The organism is Bhargavaea cecembensis DSE10 (genome assembly GCF_000348905.1).
Lineage (GTDB): Bacteria > Bacillota > Bacilli > Bacillales_A > Planococcaceae > Bhargavaea > Bhargavaea cecembensis.
In genome coordinates this window covers 28,527-50,986 of the sequence record NZ_AOFT01000019.1, presented here as the reverse complement: position 1 = coordinate 50,986, position 22,460 = coordinate 28,527, and the positions used below count along the sequence as shown (strand labels likewise).

Below are 22,460 nucleotides of genomic sequence, written 5' to 3'. Positions count from 1 at the left end.
TCTTTTCTTCGTCCCATTTTATTGATCCTGTTTTTTTGCTTTCAGCAGCTTTTCCACGCTCGTTTCATCCCTGTTCACCGCTGCATCTCCAAGCCTTTTTGAAGCTCGGCCCGGTTTCCGGATACGAGGCATTCCGAATCTCCGCAGTGTGATATCCGCAAAGAAGACCAGCATCGCCGCCAGGGCAAACCAGTCCCAGGCAGGGAGGATGTCTTTTTTGGACGATTCCGGCGGCCGGAGGGCCTCTTCGGCCGATTCCAGAACGCGCCCGCCGGATGCTTCGGCGATGGCGGCAAGATGCTCCGCGTCCGGCGGTCCCGGCCGGTATTCATCCCCATACGGAATCGTGATGCCGGCTGTCGAGACGTTCTCCCCGTCCCCGGATATTCTGAAAAAGAAGAGCCCCGGACCGGATTGTATCCGCACGCGTGCGGTGCCCGGCCGTACCGGTTCAACTGCAGTCCCGAGCTCGCGGCCCTTTTCATCGGCGACTGCAATGTCAAGGAACGGCATGGAAGCCGATCCTGTTACGGTATATGAACCGTCCGTATTCCTGCGGATGTCGAACGGTTCGCTTCGGTATTGGGGGAGGATCCGCGACACGGCGGTGGTCCACAGTTCCCCCCAGCGGTCCCAGGACGGGAAGCCTCCGCTCCACGCCCCGGATCCGGACGTATAGGCCAGTGTCCTGCCCAGGCCGTACCGGCCTTCCGCGATGATGGGGTCTTCTTGGGGGCTCTCAAGGATGACCTCTGAAGCCGGCTTTGCCGTCGTCGCAATATAAGCGTTTATCTGCGGAAGTCCGTTGCGGAACAGCGCATCCCATTCGGTTCCCCCCCGTACAGCGGGCGTGAACGGCTCATCGACGATATAGGTCCTCGACAGCATCGCCGTCTCCCTCGACAGGATGGACGGCACCGAATCGGCATCGGTTACTTCATAATAGCGGCCCGAAGCCTGTTCCGCGAGCTGTTGGAGCAGCCGCCTGTCCGCATCGGTGCCGATTGCAACGGTCGACATCGTCACGCCGTCGGCATCGCCGGCCTCTGCAAGCGACGCGTAATTGCCGCTCGGAGCGGACATCCCGTCCGTCAGAAGGATGATGTGCTTGCGTTCCAGGTCCAGGCCGCGGAGCCGTTCATAGGCCAGTGCGACTGCAGGGTAAATATTGGTGCCGCCGCCAGGCGTGACCGACATGATTTTCCCCGTGGCTTCATCCGGATCGTCCAGCGGTGACGGCTCGATCACCTCCCACGGACTATTGTCAAATGCAATGAATCCGAGCATGTCGTCTTCCCTGAGGAGTGCGGCGGACCGCGCAGCCGCTTCCTTTGCCAGATCCAGCTTCCGCCCGCTCATGCTGCTCGAACGGTCCATGACGATGACGAGACCCAGTGACGGGATGACCTGTTTGCCGGTCACATCCAGATCGACAGGAAGCATGTCCTCAATCGGAGTCCGGAAATAGCCTCCGAGACCGAAGCTTTCTTCTCCGCCGACCATCATGAAGCCGAGGCCGAACGTCTTGACGGCCTGCTCGATGACTTTCATCCGCCCCTCCCCGACCAGGTGTCCGGGGACATTGTCGAAGATGACGGCATCATATTGAAGATAGGATGAGAGATCCCGGGGAAGATTGTCCGCCCGGACGGTTTGTGTGCTGACTCCGTTTTTTCCGATCAGTTCTCCGAGTGGGCTCGGATCTCCGGCGGTCTCTGCGATCAGTACACGGGGCGGTCCTTCGATCTCGGTGACGGCAGCCATCCGGTTGTTTTCCTGGATGCCGTCACCTTCCATGATGACCTGCGCTTCATATTTTACAAGTCCCTCTTCGACCTGGAGATCACTGAATGTGAAACGGTTTTCCCCTTCTGCCAGATCCATATCCCGCTCGGCAATCGGCTGATCATTTCGGAACAGGACAAGTCGGGCAACTGCCGGGGCGGTCGAACGGATGGTCACTTCAAGCTGCTGGGATTCCCCTTTCCTCCCGGTAGTCGGGACAGTGAATGAAGAGACGGAGACATCTTCAGCTGCCGGTGCGGCGACAACGGCCGCATCGACGGTCACCCCGGCCGGCAGCTGGCTCCGGACATATCCGAGTGCATCCCCTTTCGTCTCCCTGCCGTCCGACAAAACGACAATTCTGGCAGGATGTCCTGCTGCGGCGGCTCCCGCATAACGGAGTGCGCTTTCCAGATCCGTTTCCCCGGCGCTCCCGGATTCCGGCAGATCATTGGATACTTCCCCTGCAAACGAAAGCACTGTGACATCCCGGTCGGGGTGCCGGCCGATAGCACCGGAAAGGAATGCCGAAGTTTCCTCCTCTGACCCTTCCATGGAGGCCGAGCGGTCCACCAGGAAGAACACACGCTCCTCCCCGGCGCGCATCAGGAGATATGGGGACGCTGCCGCGATGATGAGCAAGACAGATGCCAGTATTCGCAAAATCAGCAGCACCAGGGCCTTGCGCCCGTTCCTGATCCGCTCCCGGTTCCATGACCAGAACAGATACCCGAGCACCGGGAGGAGGAGCAGCAGATAAACCGGATCTTCAATACGAAAGTCCATGGCGGCGCTGCACCTCCCATTCCGCGAGAATCAGAAACAGGATCAGAAGGACGAACAACAGGACGGGCTCACGCTTTTCGGCGGGTCCCGCTTTGCCGCCCTCTCCTCTTTCACCGGCGGTAAACGAAGGGCCCGCCTGAACCGTGCGTTCTTCATCCGGAAGTACGACGGCCAGGTAACGCTCTTCGGTTCCGGACCGGAGAACATACAGCCCGGGCTGATCCGGCGCGGTCACCGCCCCGGCGGCGCCGAATTCGGCCATGTACTCCCCCCCTGCGGTGAACAGCTGCCAGCCCCCTTCGAGAGAAGGCGTGACCGGACGGCTTTCACCGGGAAGGAAGGTGCCGGCTCCGGACTGCTCGCGGGAATAGCTGTCAATGACGCTCCACAGAAACAGCGGGAAGGAGGGACGGAGCGGCCAGTCCGTCATGGACGGGTCGGCCAGCACGGCAATCCTTCCGTCAGCTGCCCTCTGTACCAGGGGATTGCTTTCCGGTCCGGCGACGGACTCCATGTCTTCAAAAGGCGGGTAAAGTCCCGCTGCATAAATCTCCTCTCCCGGAGAAAAAGCGAAAAGCGGATCGTCGGACGCCGGAATGAACACCGGGTTTTCTTCCGGATTCCCCTCACGCCCGAACAGGACGGTACGCCCCCGGCGGGCAAGGAACGTCTCTTCTGAACCGGTCACGACAATCGCCTCTTCCGGAAGCTGTTCCGCCTCTTCCCTTCCGTAAGCGGTCACATCGGCACCGGTCGCCTGCAGGGCCTTATGTACCAGCTCATGCAGCCCGGCCTCCACAAAGACCGGCAATTCCCCTCCGCCGGAGACGGCATGGGCGATATTGTCCGCCGGATAGCCGTCACCTGACTCCGCCGTGAGCTTCAGGCCCCGGACAGGCGGCAGCCCGTCAAACACGACCCGTTCGGACTCTCCGCTCCCTACGGTCAGTACACGGGATTCTACGGCCGGATTGCCCTGCTCATCTTCCAGGGACAGCGCCACCTCGTAGTCTGCCTTAGAGCCATTTGTCACGACGGCAATGGCGGATTGCCCGTCCTTCCCCTGTGCAATGCCGAACTGGCCGACCGATACATTATCCGGAAGGTCCGAGGCGGCATGAACGCTGTAGACCACACCCGGCACGGCGGCCGGAAGATCTTCCGGGGCTGCCGCGTCGGTGAAGACATGCACATTCGCGTGTTCCCCGCCGGCAGCGGTTCCGGCAAGGGAAAGAGCCGCGGCCAGATCTTGATGGGCGTAGGTGGGACTGAGGCTCCGGACAGTGCGGAGTGCTTCATCCATTTTTTCCGAAGCCTGCAGCAACACTTCTGGGGTGCCGCCCGCACGGATGACGGTGAACCGCGCTCCCTCATGATCCCGGATCAGTGATTCCATCCGGGCCTTGTGCCGTTTGATCAGCGGCTCACCGTTTTCTTCGGCCAGCATCGTGGCGGAGGTGTCCGCGACGACGATCAGGTGTCCGGAAGAATCGCCGGAACTTGTGATGCCGGGTTTCATGAGCAGCAGCACGAACAGCAGAAGGGCTGCCATCTGCAGATAGAACAGGGCGTTCCGGGACAGATGACTGACAAAAGGGGAGCTTTCTGTATGCTTCCTTGACTCTTCCCAGAAAAGCACGGACGGCACCGTGCGCTCCACATACTTCTTCCTGAAGAAATAATAAAGGAGGACGATGGCGGGAATAACCAGCGTCCAGATCATGCCGATTGAACCGAAACCCACTCGATCTCCTCCCTGTTCAGCGGGCCCAGCCCGCCCGTCTCATCTTTCTTGACACAAAATCCGTTGCACCTTCCTGTTCCACCGCCTCCAGCAAGGCAATGCCGTACTCCCGGCAGAGGGCAGCAAGCTCTGAAAAATGCCGCTCCCTCAGCTGCTGTTGCCTGTGCATTGCGCTTGCCGTAAGGGTGACATCCACTGCCTTGCCGGTCTCAGAATCGACAAAACGGACATCACGGGTCCCGGCTGGCATGTCCGGGCGGTCATCCGACACCAAAACCATCCTGACCTCGCCCGCGCTTTTCCTGAGTTTGCGGAACAGCGGACGGAACGATGCAGGCGGCTCCAGGCCGTCCGTCACGATATACCGGACTGATGCGCCCAAAAGATTTTCTGATGCTGCCGCACCCGCAAAGCCGCTCCCTCCGGGGGACTGCAGCTGTTCCAGGTGACCCAGGAACCGGTACCTGTTCCGCGCGCCCTTTGCCGTAAAGACGGATGGCGCAGGTTCTCCTGCGGTGATGAAGTGCAGGTGGTCATCGGCCGCCAGCGCCATCAGGCCGAGCATCCCGCACAGCCTCCTTGCAAACAGCCACCGGCCGCCGCCCATTGACCGGCTGGCATCCAAAATCACCGACACACGGAGCTCGCGCTCATCCATGAAACGCTTGATGAACAGTTGGTCCGTCCTTGCGTAGACGTTCCAGTCGACATTGCGGATATCATCACCGGGTGCATAGGGCTGGAAATCCGAGAAATCCTGCGATGCCCCGCTACTTCCCGATGCGTTCCGCCCGTGATGCATCCCTTTTGGAGCGGTGCGGGCCAGGTGCCTGAGCCGGCCGGCGGCAATCGTATCGGAAGACGAAAAAAATGCTTCCGTCATGACGGGCCACCGGCGGACAGTTCGGCCAGCCGGGTGATCAGTTCATCCGCGGGCATGCCCGCCGCTTCACCCTCATAGTTAAACAGCAGCCGGTGCCGCAGTACCGGAACCGCACAGTTTTTCAGGTCGCCGATTGACACATGGAAACGTCCTTCAGCCAGCGCCCGTGCTTTCGCCGCAAGCACCAGGCTCTGCAGTCCGCGGGGACCGCTGCCGAAACGGATCCATCGGCGCACCTCATCCAACGGTGAATCGGACGGATGCGTGCCGGTGACGATCCGGGCTGCCACGTCCAGCATTTCCTCGGGCAAAATCACTTCCCGAACCATTTCACGGGCACGCCGGATATCTTCCGGTCCCAGCAGTTTCCGGAGATTTCCTGCCGGGCTTCCCGTCGTACGGCGGATGATTTCCTTCAGTTCTTCCTTACCCGGAAGCGGAACGATTACCTTGCAGAGAAATCGGTCCAGCTGCGCTTCTGGAAGCGGGTAGGTTCCTTCGAGTTCAATCGGATTCTGTGTGGCAAGCACAAAAAACGGGTCCTTCATCGGACGCGTGATTCCGAGCGTGGTCACCGTCCGCTCTCCCATCGCTTCGAGCAGCGCACTTTGAGTTTTCGGAGTTGCACGGTTGATTTCGTCAGCAAGCACCATCTCACTGAACAAAGGGCCTTCGCGGAAGACAAAGTTCTTGCGTCCGTCCGGTGCCTCTTCAATCACCGTCGTCCCGGTAATGTCCGAGGGCATCAGGTCCGGCGTGAACTGGATTCGGGAAAAGCCCAGGTCCAGCACTTCGGAAAACGTCCGGATCAGCATCGTTTTCCCAAGTCCCGGCAATCCCTCAAGAAGGGTGTGGCCGCCGGCAAGAATGGAATAAAGGATAAAGTCCACCGACTCCTCCTGCCCGACGATGAACTTTCCCACCTCTTCCTTTACCTGGACGATTTTCAGGCTCATTTCGTTGTAATCCTCTTTCGTAAACGCCATTTTTCTCACTCCCTCGTGTCGATCGACGAAAAGTAATCGGACAGGACTTGCTGGAGGTCTTCCGGAAGGCCAAGACGGCCTGCATGTTCCACATAGGCATCCCGGTATTCGCTTTGCACCTCCGCATAGGGCCGGACTTCCCCTTTTTCTGCGGGAACAAGGCTTTCTGCAGCAGACTTCCCTTCTGTCTGAGGGCCTGCGTCCAGCACCGTGTCCCCGGGTTCGGGCGGAGACTGGGGCGTACTGACGAGATTCCGATCCCAGTCACCCGGGCCCTGGCCGGAGCCCCCGCTGCCGGAACCCGGACTTTCTCCGCCATCTTCTCCTGACCCGGACCCAGTTCCATTCGCTGCCCCGCTTCCATTGCCGCTTTCCGTTTTGTTCCCACCCCCGTCCTGCGCTCCGCCTCCATTGCCTTCTGATTCACCGGCGCCATTTCCGCCGGATGAATCCCCTTCACCATCCGCTCCCGTATTTGCACTTCCGCTTCCTTCCGACGGCCGGCCTTCCTTTCCCCCCGAATCTTCGGAAGTACCGGCCCCTTCGTTTCCGGAAGAAGCATGTGCTCCTGCCCCTGACGTCCGCCCCATGCCGGCCAGCTGTTCTTCGGCATCCCCTGACAATTCGGCCAGTGCCGCTGCAGCCTCGCCGGGTGTCAGGCTGCGTTCTCCGGCTGCCGGGCCCGGGCTGTCTCCCGGACGTTCCCTGAGGCGTTCCCGGAGGGACAATTCACGCTGAAGCTTGACCGCCTCGCGGACCGCTTCTTCCGGAGATTCGGCGGACCTGATGTCATCGGCCAGATCAGCAAGCCGTTTTTCCATTCCCGGATCCTCTGCCCTTTCCGAGAGATCGCCTACATCGTCTGCGAGATCCTCGATGATCTCCCGCTCTTTTTCGGCTTCTTGCGCTTCCAGCTGTGCGGAGGAAGGAAACAGGGCAAGTCCTGCCAGGGCAGCGGCGGAGATGCCCGCGACCAGGAGCGGCGTGCGCTCCGTCCACCGCCCCCTCCTTTTCCGGAACCGGCCCAGTGCTCCGCCGGCAGCATCCGCGGCCGCATCCGCAAGGGCCGAAGAAAGAGGGTTTTCACGGGTTCCGTCCGTCTCTGCGGCCAGGATGACATTGTCCCGGCTAAACGAATCCAACTGCCTCACAGCCTCCTGCCGCGACGGCGACCTCCGCCATTCATATGCAAATGCCGCGACCGCAGCAAGCGCTGCTGCAATGCCCGCATAGCCCGCGTAACCCGGCCAGACAAACAGACGGGAGGCAGCAAACACTGCCGCGGCCATGACCGCGCCCGCAGCCAGCCCCCGGACAGCCGTCCTCACGAACCATTCCGCCATGAGCCTGCGCCGCACTTGCGCGACGGCAACGTCCAGCTTTCGCCTGCTGTCCATCCCACCCCTCCTTTACTTTCCGCTTGCCATATTGACACGCAGTGATTTCACCGATACGAAAACAGCAACTGCTGTCACAATCAGATAAACCAAAAGATAAATCAGCCAGATCGGCCACCTCAGACCGGTCATCCCGTGCAGGAAATCTCCGGAATCCGGTGCGAGGAGAGAGGCGGTCAGAACAGCCGGATTGATCGCCGCAAACAGATGAGCACCGGGAGATGTGCCCCCCTGGCTCAGTGAGGCGAAGAAAACACTGAGAAAACCGGTGACCGCGAGCAGGGCAAGAACCGAACCGTAAGTCGCGATCATCGAGACGATCGTTTTCCTGATCAGTGTGGAGAACATCACTCCCAGACTTCCGATTGCAACCGTGGTCAGCAGGAAGTAGAACATGAGCAGAAGGAGCTGTTTCGGCGATACACCGCCGTACAGGAAGACGATGCTGTACAAAGGGAGGCTGGATGCCAGCATCAGAACCAGAAAAGCGATCGATGACAGAAGTTTGCCGATAATGATCTGGAATGACGACTGCGATGTGGTCAGCAGCATGTTGAGCGTCTGCTTTTCCCGCTCTGAGCTGATGGCTCCCGCGGTCAGTCCCGGTGTGATGAAGAGGACCAGAACAAGCTGGATAAAAGTCAGCATCGTGAACAGCATATAGCTTTGTGCGGGGTCCAGATATCCTCCGGATGATCCGTCCTGCGTCATGATGTACATGAAGCCGATGACAAACAGACTCATCGCAGCAAGGTAAAAAAGAATACCCACAAAGCTTTTCGGCGAGCGGAACCGGAGCTTGATCTCCTTCATCAGCACCGGATTGGACAGGTCGGCCTTCATTGCGCCCCGCCTCCCTTCGTCAGTGACAGGAACACGTCTTCGAGGTCGGTCTCCTCTTCGGAAAAGGAACGGATGCCGAGCGGACTGGCAGCGGCCGCAGCAAGCAGTTCCTCCTGCTCCGCCCGGGAACCGCTGAACGAGAATGTGACCTCGCCCGCCTCATCATCCCTGCTGATTGCCGAGACAAACGGCCTTTCTTCGAAGAATTCTGCCGCAGCAGCGGCAGGGCCGTTCAGCTTCACGGTGATGATCCGGTCCCCTTTCATCATGGAATGGATCTCCCGTACGGATTGCCTGGCCAGCAGCCGCCCCCGGTCAATGACGCCGATCTCGTCACACATCTCCGCCAGCTCAGGGAGGATATGGGATGAGATAAGGATCGTTTTGTCCATATCCTTCAGCCGTTTCATGATCTCCCGCATTTCGACCCTCGCCCTCGGGTCAAGCCCGGATGCCGGCTCATCAAGGATCAGCACTTTCGGGTCATGGATCAGGCTTCGGGCCAGGCACAGCCGCTGCTTCATCCCCCGTGACAGGGAGTCGACATAGGCGTCCCTCTTTTCCGAGAGATTCACCAGGTCCAGCAGCTGGCCGATCAGAACTTTTCGCCCTCCGGCCGGAATGCCGTAGCTGGCCGCATAAAAGTCCAGATACTCCTCTGTTTTCAGCTGGTCATACACACCGAAAAAATCCGGCATATAGCCGATCAGCCTGCGCACTTCCGCAGGGGACGTACGCACGCTGTGACCTCCGACAAAGGCATCTCCCGAAGTCGGAGGCAGCAGGGTCGCCAGAATCGAAAATGTCGTCGACTTGCCAGCACCGTTTGCGCCGACAAAACCGAATACGTTCCCCTCCCCGACTTCCAGGTTCAGTTCATGCAGGGCACGGAAAGAGCCGTATGACTTGGTCAGGTTCCTTGTTTCGATCATGGCGATGCCACTCCTTCCAATTCGATTTCGGGCAGCCTTGAATGTCCGCCGTCGTGCGAGCTCTCGATACGGAAATGGAAAGCACCATCCTGCCCGATAAAGTCCGCAACAGGAGCAAGCTCATTCGTACCGGCCGAGAGCTCCTCAAATTCGCCGGACGACCGGTTCAGGATGGAGACACCGGCCCCATCGGAAACGCTGACTTTAAACGAGTTCCAGCCGATTCCGGGCTGTGCATAGACGGCCGGGACGGACGGCTCATAAAGGAACGTCCCGGGCGACAGGAACAGCTCGCCGTCCGGATACTGCTCCACATACCCGTCCGGATGCTCAGGGGAAACCGGCCCGCTGATCGCGGATGACGGGATGCGGAAGGGGCCGGACAGCCGGATTTCCGGGTCGAACGGCTGCACGATGACCGAAACCGAACTGTATTCCGGCTTCCCTTCCAGACCCACTTTGGCCAGCGGAGAGGCGGTATGCCCGACGAGCGCAGGACGCCTTCCATCCAGGGCATAACCGGCTGCCTGCACCATATTTCCAGCCCTCCCATCATCCGGATTTCCGTATCGGCCACCGGTTGGACCTGCCATTGAAGCCGCCGGAAACAGCACGCTGCCGGGAACTTTCGCATCAATCTCCAAAGTCTCCCCTGCCTCAAGATCACCGAGCGGGATTAAACTCGTTCCGCTCCAGACAGAGACATCCCGAAGGCGGAATGAAAAGCCATTGGTGAGCGTGCCTGTCAGGCTGCCTCCGGAAACTGTAAGGTCTGCCTCGAGACTGCCTGCATCCGCAATACGGGTTTCCCCATGGACCGTGCGGACCGACCAGAACGGCATATCCCTCAGTGTCAGCAATGTTCCCCCGGGTGCTTGTTCCGCAACTGCATGCCCGAAGCTTCCCGAACCGCCGGAGAATGGGGCACTTCCCCCTGCAGCCGAGAGGGTCATCGGAGACGAAGCGGCAACCTCCAGGTCCCCTCCCCGATTGGTCAGTACGGATCCCGTGTACATGCCGGTCAGCGTTCCGCTGCCGTCAGAAAGGAACAGGGCAGCCTGCCTGAACTGGGGATGGAACAGGCGGTCCTTTGCACCGTAAGCAAATATCCCTGCAGAGATCAGGAACGCGGCCGCCGGGATGATCCACCATGCCTGCTCCCGCCGGTCCCTTTTTTTGAGGACCAAGTAAAGGACCGGCCCGACCAGGACAATGTAGAACATCACGATGAGAATAACGGCCGCAACCGGAATCCTGAAGGTCTCGAAACGCTCCGTTGCACTTTGGCCCAGATGGACAAAATCATTTGCGGGGTTGCCGTACATGCCGGTATAAGCGGCAGTGCTCCCCGGAATTCCCGAAAGGATCACCCCGATGAATCCGGCGGTTTCGGGCGCGGTAGCCAGCGGCTCATCCCCGAATGAAAATGCCGTCTGGACAATATGGCCCGCCCCGTATTCAGAAAAGGCCGCAAGGACACGCCCTTCCCACTCTCCAAGGGATTGCGCACCCTCTTTTAATGTCACCTCGAATGCCGGGACCGCTGTTTCCGTACCCGATTCCCGAAGCGCCTCGGGCGGAAGCTCAGACCGTCCCTGCTGTTCAAGCGGCAATGCTCCCTTGAACAGCCCCGCATCGGCCGGATCATCAGTCATTCCGATCAGGAGCGTCGCACCCGCCCGGATACGGCCGGCGATGGCCTCCTGGTCGTCTTTTGAAAGCCCGGCCAGAAACCCGTCATCCGCGATGATCAGGTCCGCCGCCTCCCATCCGGCCGCATCCGCAGGAAGGGTGGCATCCCTGCCCAGCGGCCCAATGACTTCGGACTCCGGCGTAGTGCCGAAGCTCAGGTCCTGAAGCCCCGATAGACGGTCCGCACTTTCGGCAAGAGCGACTGCAAATGAAGTTTCCATATAATAAAAGTTCACATTCGGACGGCGGTCGCCTTTATAGCGGATCTCCCTGCCGTTTTTCCAGCCTCCGTCAAAAAAACGGAATTGCTGTTCAGAGAAGGAGTAGGAATTTGGCGAATCGACCGTCACCCTCACCGTCTCCGTCTCACCCGTTCCGATCTTCAGGCCGACCGCCATGGCTGTGCCGGATTCATAGCTGTTGCTGAAATCAACGATCAGATCCCCCTCGAACGGGTCCCCGTCATTCCGGATCTCCACGACGACCGGCATGGCCCTTTCTTCCTTGGCCTTTCCGTCTATGCCGCCAGTAGCCTTGACGGTCAGCTCAGGCGCTGCCGCAGCAGGACCCGCCCCCAGCAGCATGGCCACCGCAACTATGAATAAAGCCGTTCCCCTTTTCACTGCTCTCAACTGCCCCATCCCCTTTTGACTCAGCTGTACTCTGAGACGTTTTTGCGCCCTTTCCGGTTCCGGTTCACCTGACGCGTTCCGCGTGCCTGAGCGCCGTTTCCTTGAATGCCTCGACTTGCGGCAGGGTGAGTGCCTGTTCATAGCCGATCAGCCAGGTGTCCCTCGTCAGCTCGAACCGGTCATCCCCGTCAGTGAGAGGGATTTTATTGACCGGGTCGTCTGCACGTAATGTGATGGAGGGAAGCACGGCATAGCCAATGCCGTTTAAGGCAAGCTGGCGGCACGTTTCAATCTGATCGACGATAATCTGGCGGCCCGGACTCGACTGGAAATGCCTCTGCCACCATTCTCTGATTTCTTCGTAATAATCCGAATCACTCTTGAACTGGACAAACGGCCTTTCCGTTCCCGGTATCTCATCGACGGAGCGGATCACCGTGTCCACCAGATAAAGATGGTCCCTGAACAGATGGACCTTGGCCCCCTTCCAGTCGGAATGGCCGCGGACGATGCCGACATGGGCTTCCCCCTCATGAAGGGCCCTGACGATTTCAGAGCTCCAACCGGTCATAAGGGAAATCTTCGCGTCCGGATACTCGGTGACAAAGTCCTTCAGCACAGCCGGCAGCCAGGTCTGCCCGACAATCGATGCACAGGCGATCTTAAGTGTCCCATGCACCTTATGGACCATTGCCTGAAGGGTTTCTGTGACTTCTTCATAGCGGGCAAGCGTTTCCCTTGCAAACTGTATGACGTGCTCTCCTGCAGGTGTCGGGATCAGTCCTTTGGATGACCGGATGAACAGCGGTGCGCCCCATTCTTTTTCGATGGAGCGGAGCCGCTGGGACAGTGCGGGCTGTGAAATAAACAGCCGGTCCGACGCTTTGCGCATATTGCCTTCCTCGGCGAGCGTCTTGATAATATTGAATTCATTCACGTTCATCGGTCTTCAATCCTTCCTGTAAACCGGACAAATTCCGGGATACTCTTCTATTCCCCTTTTCCATCCGGGCACCTCCGTCCGCCTGACGAATGATGAACTTCTTTTGTTTGGCATCGGGAAAATCCGGAACATAAAAAAACGGCTCCGGACAGATCCGGAACCGACTGATCAGCGCGGCATCGTATAGACCGCTTTTTTCAGTTTCTTCATCAGAACACGGCGTGTCATGATTCCGGCAAACATGCCTTCTTCGTCTTCCACGCACAGGAATGGATGGTTGATCAACAGATCGAACACCCTTCTGAATTCTGTGTCGATCCCCACAATCGGAAGATCCGTCTGCATCAATTCATCGACTTTCATATCGGACAGCCGCTCGTATTCAATCCGCTCCAGACCGAGGATCGATTCGGTGATCATCCCCATGCTGAGCAGGCCTCTCAGCCGGTATTCATGATCCAGTACCGGAATTGCCGAATAGCCCGTCTTCGTCAGCACAAGGAGCGCATGCTCGGCATTGTTGCCGACCTGGACATGGGCTACTTTTTCGGATGAGATGACATGGTCGCGGATGGGCTCATGAAGAAACTCTGTGTTGTTAACGGAAATCATTAGGATCCGACCCCTTTGTCAACCTTCAATTTTTGGTTTCCCCGTCTCCATCATATCATAACCCGCATCCGGCTGACGAGCTTACAAAAACAGGATGCCCGGGACTCAACCGCTCCCGGACATCCTGTATGAAGGTTCAGTATGTCACTGCATAATAAGCAATGACCATCCCGATAAATACTGCCGCCACGGCGATGACGATCAGGATCGGATTTAGCGTAAACGGATGGTCCATGACCTCTTCCGCAATCCTGTCTTCGCCATTTTCCGTTTCCGCCACGGTCCGGTCCAACCTCCTGAATGAAGCGAGTCCGATGGCAAGAATCAGCAGCGAGACCGCAATCGTCGGCCACAACCAGATATCCATCCCGTTTCCTCCTTCCCGTTTTCCGTTAACCTGTCCGATTTTCTGCTGATTCATTCCGCTTCTGTGAAATCCGGTGCGGACATGGTAGGATGGATGCAAATCAAGCAAAAGAACGGAGGAGAACGGGATGGACCACAGTCCGAATAACCGGGAGCAGCTGGCCGGCGCCATTTATATCATCAACAAGCATGCCAAGACGGCACCCGACAATGAATTTCTATATAAACTGAAAAAGGCGGCACTTGATAAGATGATGGAAAACGGCCTTGCAGAAAAAGTCGGGCTCCAGTCCGTCCCGAACCCGAAGTTCAGCAGGAGACAGTCGGCGGTCCTCATCACCTGCGGGGAATTTCATTTCCACCTGCCCCCGACACGGGAAGAAATGAAGGCGCTCCCCCATCTCGGTGAACCGGATCCGGACTACCGGAACCCGAAGGTCCGTCTTGGGCTAAAAGCAGCCAAGCAAATTCTCCAGGACTATACCGGGCTCAAACCCGGGGATTCCGGGCGGCCATTTCCTGAAGGCCTGTCACGCAATGCGCCGCCACGAAACATTCCCGGAAAGCATGAACAGAAAAAATCTCCGTCTGCCGGAAACCGGCGAAATCAGAAACCGGCGCCTTCGCGGCACCGGTCCTGGTTTGATCAGTGAGCCGTGCTTTACTGATAAAGCTTGTACAGGGCCTGTGTCCCCTCATCTTCAGATCCTGTTTCGGCAAGTGCCGAGTACATCCGCTCTGCGAGTGCGACACCCGGCAGCTCGAGCCCCATCGCATTTGATTCGTCCAGGGCGATGCGGAGATCCTTAAGGAAATGCTTAATATAGAATCCCGGTTCAAAGTTTCCCTTCAGCATACGCGGCGCCAGATTGCTGAGCGTCCAGGAGCCCGCCGCGCCGGCTGAAATCGACTTAAGCACACGCTCGGGATCAAGCCCTGCTTTTACAGCATAGGCGAGCGACTCACAGACACCGATCATGCTTGTGGCGATGACGACCTGATTGGACATTTTCACATGCTGCCCGGAACCGGCCGGCCCGTGATGAACAATGTTTTGTCCGACCGCTTCCAGAAGAGGCAGAATCTCGCGGAACGCTTCCTCCGGCCCTCCGCACATGATGGACAGCGTCGCATTCCGTGCACCGACATCGCCTCCCGAAACCGGTGCATCGATGGCCATGCATCCTTTTGATCCGGCTTCCTCTGCAATGCGTACTGCGAGCTTCGGCGATGAAGTCGTGAAATCGATGAGAATGGCCCCGCTCCGCACCGTACGGAAAATTCCCTGCTCCCCGAAATAAACCTCCTCCACGTCATGTGGATAGCCGACCATTGTCATGATGACATCCGCTCCATCAGCCGCTTCCGACGGACTGGAGGCCCACTTTGCGCCCTTTCCGACGAGGGCCTCAGCTTTCTCCCGCGTTCTCGTATACACGGTCAGGCTGTGACCGGCTTCCATCAGATGGCCTGCCATCGGCCCCCCCATCACCCCGGATCCGATAAATGCGATTTTTTTCATTTCCACCATTCATCCCCCCATTCGTTTCCTCTATTGTAGCAAACGGATTCACTGAGCGAACGCAAAAAAGGGACGGTCCGCATCGCGGTCCGTCCAAGTAAAGGGGGAAATGAGAATGTTGCTGTGTTCAAAAGTAATATATCCTGATTTTGGTCAGTCTAAACATCAGAAAATCATTTTTTTCATTTTCTCCGAAAGATTCCTTTTTTCCGGCCCGGACATTCCTGCCCGCTCGGAGGCATAGCGGTTCAGCAGTTCATCCAGCTGCCGGCTCAGCCCTATTGTTTCCGGATGTCCCCGCCCCTTCTCCTTTGCACTGAGGGCCATCCTCTCCCTCAACATCTCAATCTGCTCATCTCTGGACTGTTTCATAGAAGCCTCCCTTACCAGGACAGTATCGTCACAAAAACTGCTAAAAATTCTTTACTCAAAAGAGAATATAAGGCAAACTGTTAGGTAATCAACCGGAAGGGGCGATATGGATGAAAATTGCCGAAGTGGGAAACATCATCGAGTTTAAAGACGGACTCCAGGGTATAGTGGAGAAGGTCAATGAAAACTCGGTCATCGTCGACCTGACGTTCATGGAAAACTTTAAGCAGCTCGACGTGGAAGAAAAAACCGTGGTCAACCATAAACGCTATAAAATATTGTACGGCACCAACGACTGATCCGATACATACCGACCGATCATTCGGACAGATTTTACGGACAGCCCGGTTTACAGAGAACAGACAAGGAGGCATCTGCAATCATGCAACGCAAATGGAAACATGCATCCCTCTCGGCGGCCGCCGTTCTTATGCTGGCCGCATGCGGCACAGCCGAAGATGAGGCTGGCAACAATGGTGATACCGAGATGGAACAGGAGGAAGCGGCAGATCAGAACCAGGAGGCCGACACTTCCGAAACTAATGAAAGTTCCGATGAAGGTACCGGAACCGGCGAAGAAGAAACTGCAGGCCAGGCTCCTGATGATGAAGCCGCAGAAGACCAGCAGGAAGTCGCCGGTCAGCAGGAAGTCGCCGGTCAGCAGGAAGAACGCGGCCCTGAGCGGGAACTGACCTATCAGTCCGGCGGCAGCGAACAGGCCGGCCAGGCGATGCTGACGGAAAGTGACGAGATGGACTATTCCATCTACGTGCTGGACGGCTATCAGCTCACTTCGGAAGAGCCGAACAAGGATGTTCTTTACTGGAACGAGGACGAGCAGGTCTTCATGAGGATCGAAACGTTCGGTGCCGACGCAGACTACACGATGCTCACCGAGCAGATGATCGGCTCACTGGAGTATGACGGCGGAGAGGCGGCTGACGTTTCCGGAGAGTACAGCCTTGCGGGATCGTCCGGTATTGATGATCTGGTCATCAGGCAGCTTGAAACCGAGGAGGGCCTCACGACCGGAGCGGTCTTTGTAAAGGACGGCATGACCGTGCGCCTGACCGTCTTCGACAAGCCGGAAGCCGACCAGACCGATGCCCTTCTCACCATGGGATCGACAATCGGACAAAAATAAATTGGCGAATGAAAAAAGACCGGGCAACCGGTCTTTTTTCTTTTACTTGTGTTCACTTGGAAAGATCCTTGATCGAGAGTCCGAGTTTTTTTAACAGTTCGATTGCCGTCTCTTTTTCTTCCGGGCTGAGCGCCCCCATCAATTCGTGGAGACTCTCCTCATGGACAGGGAAAATCTTATCCAATAGTCCCCTGCCTTCCGCTGTGATGTCGACGAATGTGACCCGCCGGTCGGTTTCGCAGATGGTCCGTTCGAGGTAGCCCCTCTTCTGCAATTTGTCGATGACATAAGTCATCGATCCGCTCGCAAGCAATATTTTGCTGCCTATTTTCTGGATCGGCTGTCTGCCCCTATGGTAAAGGAGCTCGAGCACCGCAAACTCTGTCGGATTCAGCCCGTATTCCGCAAAAAGCCTGTTGGCTTTTTCAGAGATCACTTTATGTGCCCTCGAAAGAACCACAAATAATTTCAATGATTGTTCACTGCCGTTTTCCTGCATACTTTCATCCCCTGCCGATGTTACTGATCAATTCATTATAGGATGCCATTCCGAAATGTGTCAAAACCGGGTCAGCCGGCGCCTAGGAAATGAGGATGGCCCCATCGGCATCGGTCTGGACGTTAGGCCTATCATGGACAGGAAGAAGCAGCTCGATCCGCGTCCCCTTGCCAAGCTCCGATTTGACGAACAGATGGCCGCCCATCGACTCCGCCGTCTCGAGGACGAACGGCAACCCCAGGCCTGTCCCTTCCCGCTTGGTCGTGAAGAACGGAAGAAAGACCTGTTTGATCTGAAGATCGGTCATCCCGCTGCCCTCATCGCCGAACGCGACGACAATATGCCCGTCGTCATAATGCTCAAGGGAGACAATCAGTGTCGTCCCTTCTCCGGAGGCCTCAAGCGCATTCTTGATCAAGTTGATAAAGGCTTGTTTCATGCGGTGTTTTTTTCCTTTTACAAGGACAGGTCCCCCTACCTGGTTGTCCAGGAAGATGGCAATATTCCTCATGGTCGCCTGCGGATCCATCACCGTCACCACGTCACTCAGGGATTTATCAAGGTCGAACACCTCATCCTCCTGATCCGTCGGTTTTGAAAGAGTCAGGAACTCAGCCATTAGCGATTCCATTCTGTCCATTTCACTGTCAATCACATTTACATACCGGACCGAGTCCCCTTCGGCGGACAGTTTCAGCAGCTCTGTAAATCCCCTGACGGAGGTCATGGCATTTTTCAGCTCATGGGCGATGCTTGCTGCCAGCTGTCCGATTGCAGAAAGGGATCCGCTATGTTCCATCTGGCGCTTCAGAAAGACTTTTTCCGTATCGTCACGGACCGTCGCGACGATGAACTCTTCATGCTGTTCAAAGTAGACAAAAACGTGGTAGAACCGCTCTTCCCCGTCATTGGTTACAAAATGGTGCTTGAATTCAGCTTGTCCGTTTTTCTCGAGACCCTGCTTCACAAGCTGGAACTCTTCATCGCTCAGGCCAATATGAAGCAATTCTGTATGAGGGCGCCCGATCAGCTCATCCGGTTGAAGGCCATAGAAGTGCCGAATCCGATCATTGACATCACGGATGGTTCCGTCTTTCCCGAATACCAGATAGCAGTTCACCTCATGGCGGAAGATGCTCTGGTAGGCTTGTGTTCCCCCGTGATCTCCGCCTGCCGGTTCCCCAAGCTTAAAACGCAGGATGACATCATTGGAATGCCTGAAGACCGTCCCGATCACTTCGATGTCCGGAAAAGCCTTCCCGGCGGGATTCTCCAAACCGAATCGCGAGGTCACCCTCCGGCCGGGATTCACCTGGCTGATGAATGTCGACCAGCCGGCTTCCTGCCCATTCTGGAGCACCTTGTCCATCATGCTTCCAGGGAAGAGACCGAGTGTTTTGACAGCCTTTGGATTAGAACGCAGACATTCGTTATTCCGGTTGACCATGACAATTGCGTCATCTGTTTCATCAAACAGGAAGTCGAGTGTTTCCATTATTGATTTCGTTGGCACGTCCCACACCGGCCTTTCTCCGTTTTGGACTAGCATATGAAAGAAAATTAAGGATCATGATTTCGGCAAGCATGATCTCTGTGTTTTAATTCTGATTATTCCATATTTTTACCGCTCCTAATATAAGACTATTTACTCATATTAGGAGACGGAGGTCAAGGTCCCAATAAATATATTCATTGTGTCGCATAAATATCCGGCAGGACAAATGCCCTGCCGGAAGGATTCAGCCGATGATGACTCGCTCTTTCGGATATCGGTAATTCAATTTTTGAGGTTTGCCGCCCAATGTGAACAGGAATGAGATCAGCCCTACCCTGCCCACAAACATGAGGAACATGAGGATTGTCTTGCCGACAACGCTCAGATCCTCCGTGATCCCGAGCGACATGCCGCAGGTTCCGAATGCGGATGTAACCTCAAAAACCAGGGCGGTAAGCGGAATGTTATCTTCCGTGATCGACATGACCATCACCGAGACGAGCACGAGAAAGCCGGCGATAAGGATCACCGCGTAGGACCGGTACACATCGACCAGTTTTATTTCCCTTCCGAAAATCTGAATGATGTCCTTGCCCCTTGCAAAGTTGATGAGAAACAGGACTGCAATGGCGAACGTGGTCGTCCGGATCCCTCCGCCCACCGAGCTCGGGGAAGCGCCGATGAACATGAGGAAACTGATGAATACATCCGTAGCCTCAGAGAACTGTGTGATGTCCATCGTGGTCAGCCCGCCCGACCGGGCAGAGACGGAATGGAACATCGCCGCGAAAAGCGCCTCATGCCACTGCATGCCCCTGAACGAATGGAAAGATTCAATCAGAAGGATGACCAGGGTTCCCGCTGCCAGGAGAATACCGAATGTGGCCGTGGTGATTTTGGCAAACAAAGAAAACCGGAATGACGCTTCCTTGTTTGACAGAAACCGCTTGACTTCGATCAGCACCGGAAAGCCGATCGCCCCCAGCACGATCAGCGCCATCGTCACAAGCTGGACGAAGTAATCATTAAAATAAGGGGACATGGATTCGCTGCTGATCATGAAGCCGGCGTTTGTTGTGGCTGTTACTGAATGGAACATACCATTCAGGAGGGCATCCCGGAATGACTCATAGTATTTCGTGAAATAAAGAGTCAATATGCTTCCGCCGACCAGTTCGATGAGGATCATGATTTTCATGATTTCACGGATCAGCTTAACGGCTCCGGCCATGCTGTATTGGTTATGGTCAACCATAATCAGCTGTCTTTCCCGAAGGCCGATCCTTCTTCTGATCAGCAGCCAGAAAAAGGTTCCGATCGACATGACGCCGATTCCTCCGAAGTGGAGGACCACCATGAACATGATGATACCGAATGTTGTGTAGGTGGCGCTCAGATCAATGACGGACAGGCCGGTCACACTCACTGCGCTTACTGCGGTGAACAGGCCGTCGATGAAATTGATGTCCACTCCGGGCCGGTGTACGCCGGGCAGATTAAGAAGAATGGCCGAGATTGTAATTGCAAAGAAATAATAGATGACAAGAACACGGGCAGGCGTCAGCTTTTGGTTCCTTATCCTGGCCAGCAGCTTCTGCCTCCGTGTCAGCTCATTTAATGGCATAGGAATCCCGTGTCCTTTCCGTCGCGCCGCACATGATGTCTCATTTTATAGAATTCCCCCGAAAAAAGAAAGGCGGATGGCAAACAGCGCCGGCTTATAAGCCGGTGCCGTTCCCATTTCCACCTTTCCCGTTTCCGCTGTTCTTATTCTTCTGACCTGTATTTGACGAATGGTCCTGTTCCGGGGCTTCTTGTTTCTTGGACGGAGATTCCCGATCGGCACCCGGTTGTCCGTCTGGCTTTTCTTGTTGCTTCGGGCCGGCATGCGCAGGCGGTCCGGTCTGTTTATCCTGTCCGGCATGGCCTGGAGGAGTGCTTTTCCTGTCTGGCCCGGCATGCGCAGGCGGGTTACCGACATTGTTCCGGATTGCGGGTCCCTGTTGAGGGCTTGCTTTTTCCGGTTTTGCGGATTTTTCCGGCTTACCATTTGGCACCTCTTTTTCCGGAGGCGGGCCGGCAGGTTTTTTCTGTCCTTCCCCTTTAGGCTGAACAGACGGTTTCTTCTTTTCTTCCGGTATCCCCTGTGTTTTGGAAGCCGGAGGAGGGGTCTCCTTTTTTCTGATGCCCGGCGCCTGGCCCGAATTTCCGGGCGGCTGTATTTTCTCTGTTTCTGCAGCCTTTGGCCGAGTGTCCTGAGCCGGTCCGTCAACAGCATCCGGCTTACGGCTGTCTTCCTTTGGCGGCCCGTTGTTTCCTGCAGGTGATGGCTTTTCCGTCTCACCCGTCTTCTTTTGGTCGTGCTTGGCCGGTGAAGGCCCGACTGCCGGATCGTTCTGATTGAGCAGGCGGCTGATCGGTACGCCTTCACTCATCGCCCGGTCCCTCATACCCCGGTCAGCCTCCGAAAACTGGAGCAGCATCCCTTCTTCTTCCGCTGTGTCCCGGATAAAGTGAACGGTCCGGTTCACTATGGCGGCAAGCTTTCCATCCTCTGACTCCACCGATGTGACTGTCAGTTCCCTGTCGGCTTCACCGTACTCGGCGAATATGCGCCCGAGCAGCACGGTTACATTTTTGCCGTCCCAGTCTCCGAATGTCCGGATCAGTGCCGATCCGTCATCATTGAGCGGTGTCAGTTCCCGGACTTTCCCCTCACTGTCGATCCCGAACTCGACGGCGGGGTTCACTTCCAGTTGGATAAAGGCAAGCGCCGGCTCCCTGAATGGCAGGAAAAGTGCCGACAGAAGGATCAGCACGGCTGCGGCAAGCAGTGCAGCAGCCGCCGGTTTCCGTGTGAAAGTCTGCAGGCGGCCCTCTGGTTCCGATGGGACAACCAGACTTTCTGATCCGATTTCCCGGTTTTCCGATTCACCTTTGATAAACCGGCCGTCAGGAGTAAGAATGACCACACTTCCTTTATTTTGTTCGACAACGATCCCCTTGATCTTGTTCATTCGGGCATCCATCCTTTTAAATACTCCTGGAGCATCGGCAGGTCACTGTGATGAAGGACCACCATCGCGAGAATATATTTTCGGTGACGCTCAATCGTTTTTCTCGAGACGCCCACCAGCTTCTCGATTTTCCTGATCGGAAGCCGTTTCTTGCGCAAGGTCTCGATTTCCATCTCCTCAGAACTGCAGACGATCATGGCAATGTCCATTGCTGTTTTTCTGGCATCCGCATGCTTCGGAGAGACTTCTGCCAGCTCGCTGAACGACAGTCCGAAGCCGGCAAGCAGCTCAGAATAAATCTGGATCTCCTCGCGCCGTGCGTCCGCCTCCTGCTGTTCGGAAAAATAGGTGTAGGAAACTGCATCGGCAGCGGCAGCCGCATCTTCCTCCCCTTTGGCAAGGTGTCCGGCCAGGCCGCTCCTCGATTCTTTCCGCAGATGGTCGATCAGCTTGCGCCTGATCACGAGATGGGCAAATGTCATAAAAGACGCATCCCGGGAGCGGTCAAACTTCATGACTGCTTCATGGAAACCGCCGAGGGCGATACTGTATTCATCATCATGTTCGTCGATATACCGGTTGCATGCCAGGTAGGCAGCCTTTTTCATGAACGGCGAGTAGGCCCGCAGCAGTCCATCCAGTTCCTCTTCCGAACCGTTCTGGGCGAGCAGGACACGCTCCTCCACACCGGCAGCATCGCGGTTTTTCCGGTTCATGAAACCGTTAAACGTCGTTATCAGCACGATTTGACCTCTCCCGCCATGATTTCGATAAATTGATTGTATCGGCATTCCCGTAAATAGGAAAGCG

At 56.6% G+C, this 22,460-nt stretch carries 21 protein-coding genes; 3 read left to right on the top strand and 18 right to left on the bottom strand.

The features are described from left to right. Window positions 1-18: 18 nt before the first annotated feature. From C772_RS13960 to C772_RS13910, 11 genes are all read right to left on the bottom strand, one after another. On the bottom strand, window positions 19-2,571 hold the full coding sequence (locus tag C772_RS13960) for a VWA domain-containing protein (protein WP_008300997.1): 2,553 nt from the start codon (window positions 2,569-2,571) through the stop codon (window positions 19-21). Next, window positions 2,555-4,315: a vWA domain-containing protein gene (locus C772_RS13955; protein ID WP_008300996.1), complete on the bottom strand. Its 1,761-nt coding sequence runs from the start codon at window positions 4,313-4,315 to the stop codon at window positions 2,555-2,557. Before C772_RS13955 ends, C772_RS13960 begins: the two co-directional genes overlap by 17 nt. Before the next feature lie 16 nt (window positions 4,316-4,331). After that, entirely contained in the window at window positions 4,332-5,198 is an 867-nt protein-coding gene (locus C772_RS16215) for a DUF58 domain-containing protein (RefSeq protein WP_008300995.1), read from the bottom strand. Then, window positions 5,195-6,184, bottom strand: a complete 990-nt coding sequence (locus tag C772_RS13945; protein WP_008300994.1) for an AAA family ATPase — start codon at window positions 6,182-6,184, stop codon at window positions 5,195-5,197. Before C772_RS13945 ends, C772_RS16215 begins: the two co-directional genes overlap by 4 nt. A gap of 5 nt (window positions 6,185-6,189) precedes the next feature. Next, the gene (locus C772_RS13940) at window positions 6,190-7,581 is read right to left on the bottom strand and encodes a hypothetical protein (protein ID WP_008300993.1); all 1,392 of its coding nucleotides are present in this window, start codon (window positions 7,579-7,581) and stop codon (window positions 6,190-6,192) included. 12 nt (window positions 7,582-7,593) lie between these two features. Further along, window positions 7,594-8,424 (bottom strand): ABC transporter permease, encoded by an 831-nt coding sequence (locus C772_RS13935; RefSeq protein ID WP_008300992.1) that lies wholly within the window; start codon window positions 8,422-8,424, stop codon window positions 7,594-7,596. Next, entirely contained in the window at window positions 8,421-9,356 is a 936-nt protein-coding gene (locus tag C772_RS13930; protein ID WP_008300991.1) for an ABC transporter ATP-binding protein, read from the bottom strand. The genes C772_RS13935 and C772_RS13930 overlap by 4 nt, the downstream gene beginning before the upstream one ends. Continuing rightward, on the bottom strand, window positions 9,353-11,680 hold the full coding sequence (locus C772_RS13925; RefSeq protein WP_152419780.1) for a hypothetical protein: 2,328 nt from the start codon (window positions 11,678-11,680) through the stop codon (window positions 9,353-9,355). Before C772_RS13925 ends, C772_RS13930 begins: the two co-directional genes overlap by 4 nt. 64 nt (window positions 11,681-11,744) lie before the next feature. After that, complete coding sequence (locus C772_RS13920) at window positions 11,745-12,623, bottom strand: LysR family transcriptional regulator (RefSeq protein WP_008300987.1); 879 nt, start codon at window positions 12,621-12,623, stop codon at window positions 11,745-11,747. Window positions 12,624-12,791: 168 nt separating this feature from the next. Continuing rightward, window positions 12,792-13,235, bottom strand: a complete 444-nt coding sequence (gene cbpB, locus C772_RS13915) for a cyclic-di-AMP-binding protein CbpB (RefSeq protein WP_008300985.1) — start codon at window positions 13,233-13,235, stop codon at window positions 12,792-12,794. A 136-nt stretch (window positions 13,236-13,371) separates the two neighbouring features. Further along, the gene (locus tag C772_RS13910) at window positions 13,372-13,602 is read right to left on the bottom strand and encodes a hypothetical protein (RefSeq protein WP_008300983.1); all 231 of its coding nucleotides are present in this window, start codon (window positions 13,600-13,602) and stop codon (window positions 13,372-13,374) included. 127 nt (window positions 13,603-13,729) lie between these two features. Between C772_RS13910 and C772_RS13905 the strand changes: the two genes are divergently transcribed. Continuing rightward, complete coding sequence (locus C772_RS13905) at window positions 13,730-14,254, top strand: YkyB family protein (protein WP_008300981.1); 525 nt, start codon at window positions 13,730-13,732, stop codon at window positions 14,252-14,254. Window positions 14,255-14,262: 8 nt separating this feature from the next. On the opposite strand, the gene C772_RS13900 is transcribed toward C772_RS13905, so the two are convergent. Together C772_RS13900 and C772_RS13895 are read right to left on the bottom strand one after the other, a co-directional pair. Then, window positions 14,263-15,132: an NAD(P)-dependent oxidoreductase gene (locus tag C772_RS13900; RefSeq protein ID WP_008300978.1), complete on the bottom strand. Its 870-nt coding sequence runs from the start codon at window positions 15,130-15,132 to the stop codon at window positions 14,263-14,265. Window positions 15,133-15,288: 156 nt separating this feature from the next. Continuing rightward, window positions 15,289-15,495, bottom strand: a complete 207-nt coding sequence (locus C772_RS13895) for an aspartyl-phosphate phosphatase Spo0E family protein (protein ID WP_008300976.1) — start codon at window positions 15,493-15,495, stop codon at window positions 15,289-15,291. 110 nt (window positions 15,496-15,605) lie between these two features. Here C772_RS13895 and C772_RS13890 point away from each other — a divergent pair, with 110 nt between their 5' ends. Together C772_RS13890 and C772_RS13885 are read left to right on the top strand one after the other, a co-directional pair. Further along, complete coding sequence (locus C772_RS13890; protein ID WP_008300974.1) at window positions 15,606-15,794, top strand: YkvS family protein; 189 nt, start codon at window positions 15,606-15,608, stop codon at window positions 15,792-15,794. A gap of 83 nt (window positions 15,795-15,877) precedes the next feature. After that, window positions 15,878-16,639: a hypothetical protein gene (locus C772_RS13885; protein WP_008300972.1), complete on the top strand. Its 762-nt coding sequence runs from the start codon at window positions 15,878-15,880 to the stop codon at window positions 16,637-16,639. Window positions 16,640-16,691: 52 nt separating this feature from the next. On the opposite strand, the gene C772_RS13880 is transcribed toward C772_RS13885, so the two are convergent. From C772_RS13880 to sigI, 5 genes are all read right to left on the bottom strand, one after another. Then, window positions 16,692-17,138 carry a MarR family winged helix-turn-helix transcriptional regulator gene (locus tag C772_RS13880; protein ID WP_008300971.1) on the bottom strand — a complete coding sequence of 149 codons (447 nt, stop codon included), beginning with the start codon at window positions 17,136-17,138 and terminating at the stop codon, window positions 16,692-16,694. An 82-nt stretch (window positions 17,139-17,220) separates the two neighbouring features. Next, the gene (locus C772_RS16210) at window positions 17,221-18,660 is read right to left on the bottom strand and encodes an ATP-binding protein (RefSeq protein WP_008300968.1); all 1,440 of its coding nucleotides are present in this window, start codon (window positions 18,658-18,660) and stop codon (window positions 17,221-17,223) included. A gap of 217 nt (window positions 18,661-18,877) precedes the next feature. Continuing rightward, a complete protein-coding gene (locus tag C772_RS13870) occupies window positions 18,878-20,257 on the bottom strand; it encodes a TrkH family potassium uptake protein (protein WP_008300967.1) in 1,380 nt (459 codons plus the stop codon). 94 nt (window positions 20,258-20,351) lie between these two features. After that, window positions 20,352-21,650, bottom strand: a complete 1,299-nt coding sequence (locus C772_RS13865) for an anti-sigma-I factor RsgI family protein (RefSeq protein WP_035002486.1) — start codon at window positions 21,648-21,650, stop codon at window positions 20,352-20,354. Then, entirely contained in the window at window positions 21,647-22,393 is a 747-nt protein-coding gene (gene sigI / locus C772_RS13860) for an RNA polymerase sigma-I factor (protein WP_008300962.1), read from the bottom strand. The genes C772_RS13865 and sigI overlap by 4 nt, the downstream gene beginning before the upstream one ends. Window positions 22,394-22,460: the final 67 nt, after the last annotated feature.

Excerpts from the sequence above, each read along its gene's own strand:
- C772_RS13960 (WP_008300997.1), bottom strand. The coding sequence starts at position 2,571 with ATGGACTTTCGTATTGAAGATCCGGTTTATCTGCTGCTCCTCCTCCCG.
- C772_RS13870 (WP_008300967.1), bottom strand. The coding sequence starts at position 20,257 with ATGCCATTAAATGAGCTGACACGGAGGCAGAAGCTGCTGGCCAGGATA.
- C772_RS13885 (WP_008300972.1), top strand. The coding sequence starts at position 15,878 with ATGCAACGCAAATGGAAACATGCATCCCTCTCGGCGGCCGCCGTTCTT.
- C772_RS16215 (WP_008300995.1), bottom strand. The coding sequence starts at position 5,198 with ATGACGGAAGCATTTTTTTCGTCTTCCGATACGATTGCCGCCGGCCGG.
- C772_RS13905 (WP_008300981.1), top strand. The coding sequence starts at position 13,730 with ATGGACCACAGTCCGAATAACCGGGAGCAGCTGGCCGGCGCCATTTAT.
- C772_RS13940 (WP_008300993.1), bottom strand. The coding sequence starts at position 7,581 with ATGGACAGCAGGCGAAAGCTGGACGTTGCCGTCGCGCAAGTGCGGCGC.
- C772_RS13935 (WP_008300992.1), bottom strand. The coding sequence starts at position 8,424 with ATGAAGGCCGACCTGTCCAATCCGGTGCTGATGAAGGAGATCAAGCTC.
- C772_RS13895 (WP_008300976.1), bottom strand. The coding sequence starts at position 15,495 with ATGAAACAGTCCAGAGATGAGCAGATTGAGATGTTGAGGGAGAGGATG.
- C772_RS13910 (WP_008300983.1), bottom strand. The coding sequence starts at position 13,602 with ATGGATATCTGGTTGTGGCCGACGATTGCGGTCTCGCTGCTGATTCTT.
- C772_RS13930 (WP_008300991.1), bottom strand. The coding sequence starts at position 9,356 with ATGATCGAAACAAGGAACCTGACCAAGTCATACGGCTCTTTCCGTGCC.
- cbpB (WP_008300985.1), bottom strand. The coding sequence starts at position 13,235 with ATGATTTCCGTTAACAACACAGAGTTTCTTCATGAGCCCATCCGCGAC.
- C772_RS13920 (WP_008300987.1), bottom strand. The coding sequence starts at position 12,623 with ATGAACGTGAATGAATTCAATATTATCAAGACGCTCGCCGAGGAAGGC.
- C772_RS13865 (WP_035002486.1), bottom strand. The coding sequence starts at position 21,650 with ATGAACAAGATCAAGGGGATCGTTGTCGAACAAAATAAAGGAAGTGTG.
- C772_RS13890 (WP_008300974.1), top strand. The coding sequence starts at position 15,606 with ATGAAAATTGCCGAAGTGGGAAACATCATCGAGTTTAAAGACGGACTC.
- C772_RS13880 (WP_008300971.1), bottom strand. The coding sequence starts at position 17,138 with ATGCAGGAAAACGGCAGTGAACAATCATTGAAATTATTTGTGGTTCTT.
- C772_RS13945 (WP_008300994.1), bottom strand. The coding sequence starts at position 6,184 with ATGGCGTTTACGAAAGAGGATTACAACGAAATGAGCCTGAAAATCGTC.
- C772_RS13900 (WP_008300978.1), bottom strand. The coding sequence starts at position 15,132 with ATGGTGGAAATGAAAAAAATCGCATTTATCGGATCCGGGGTGATGGGG.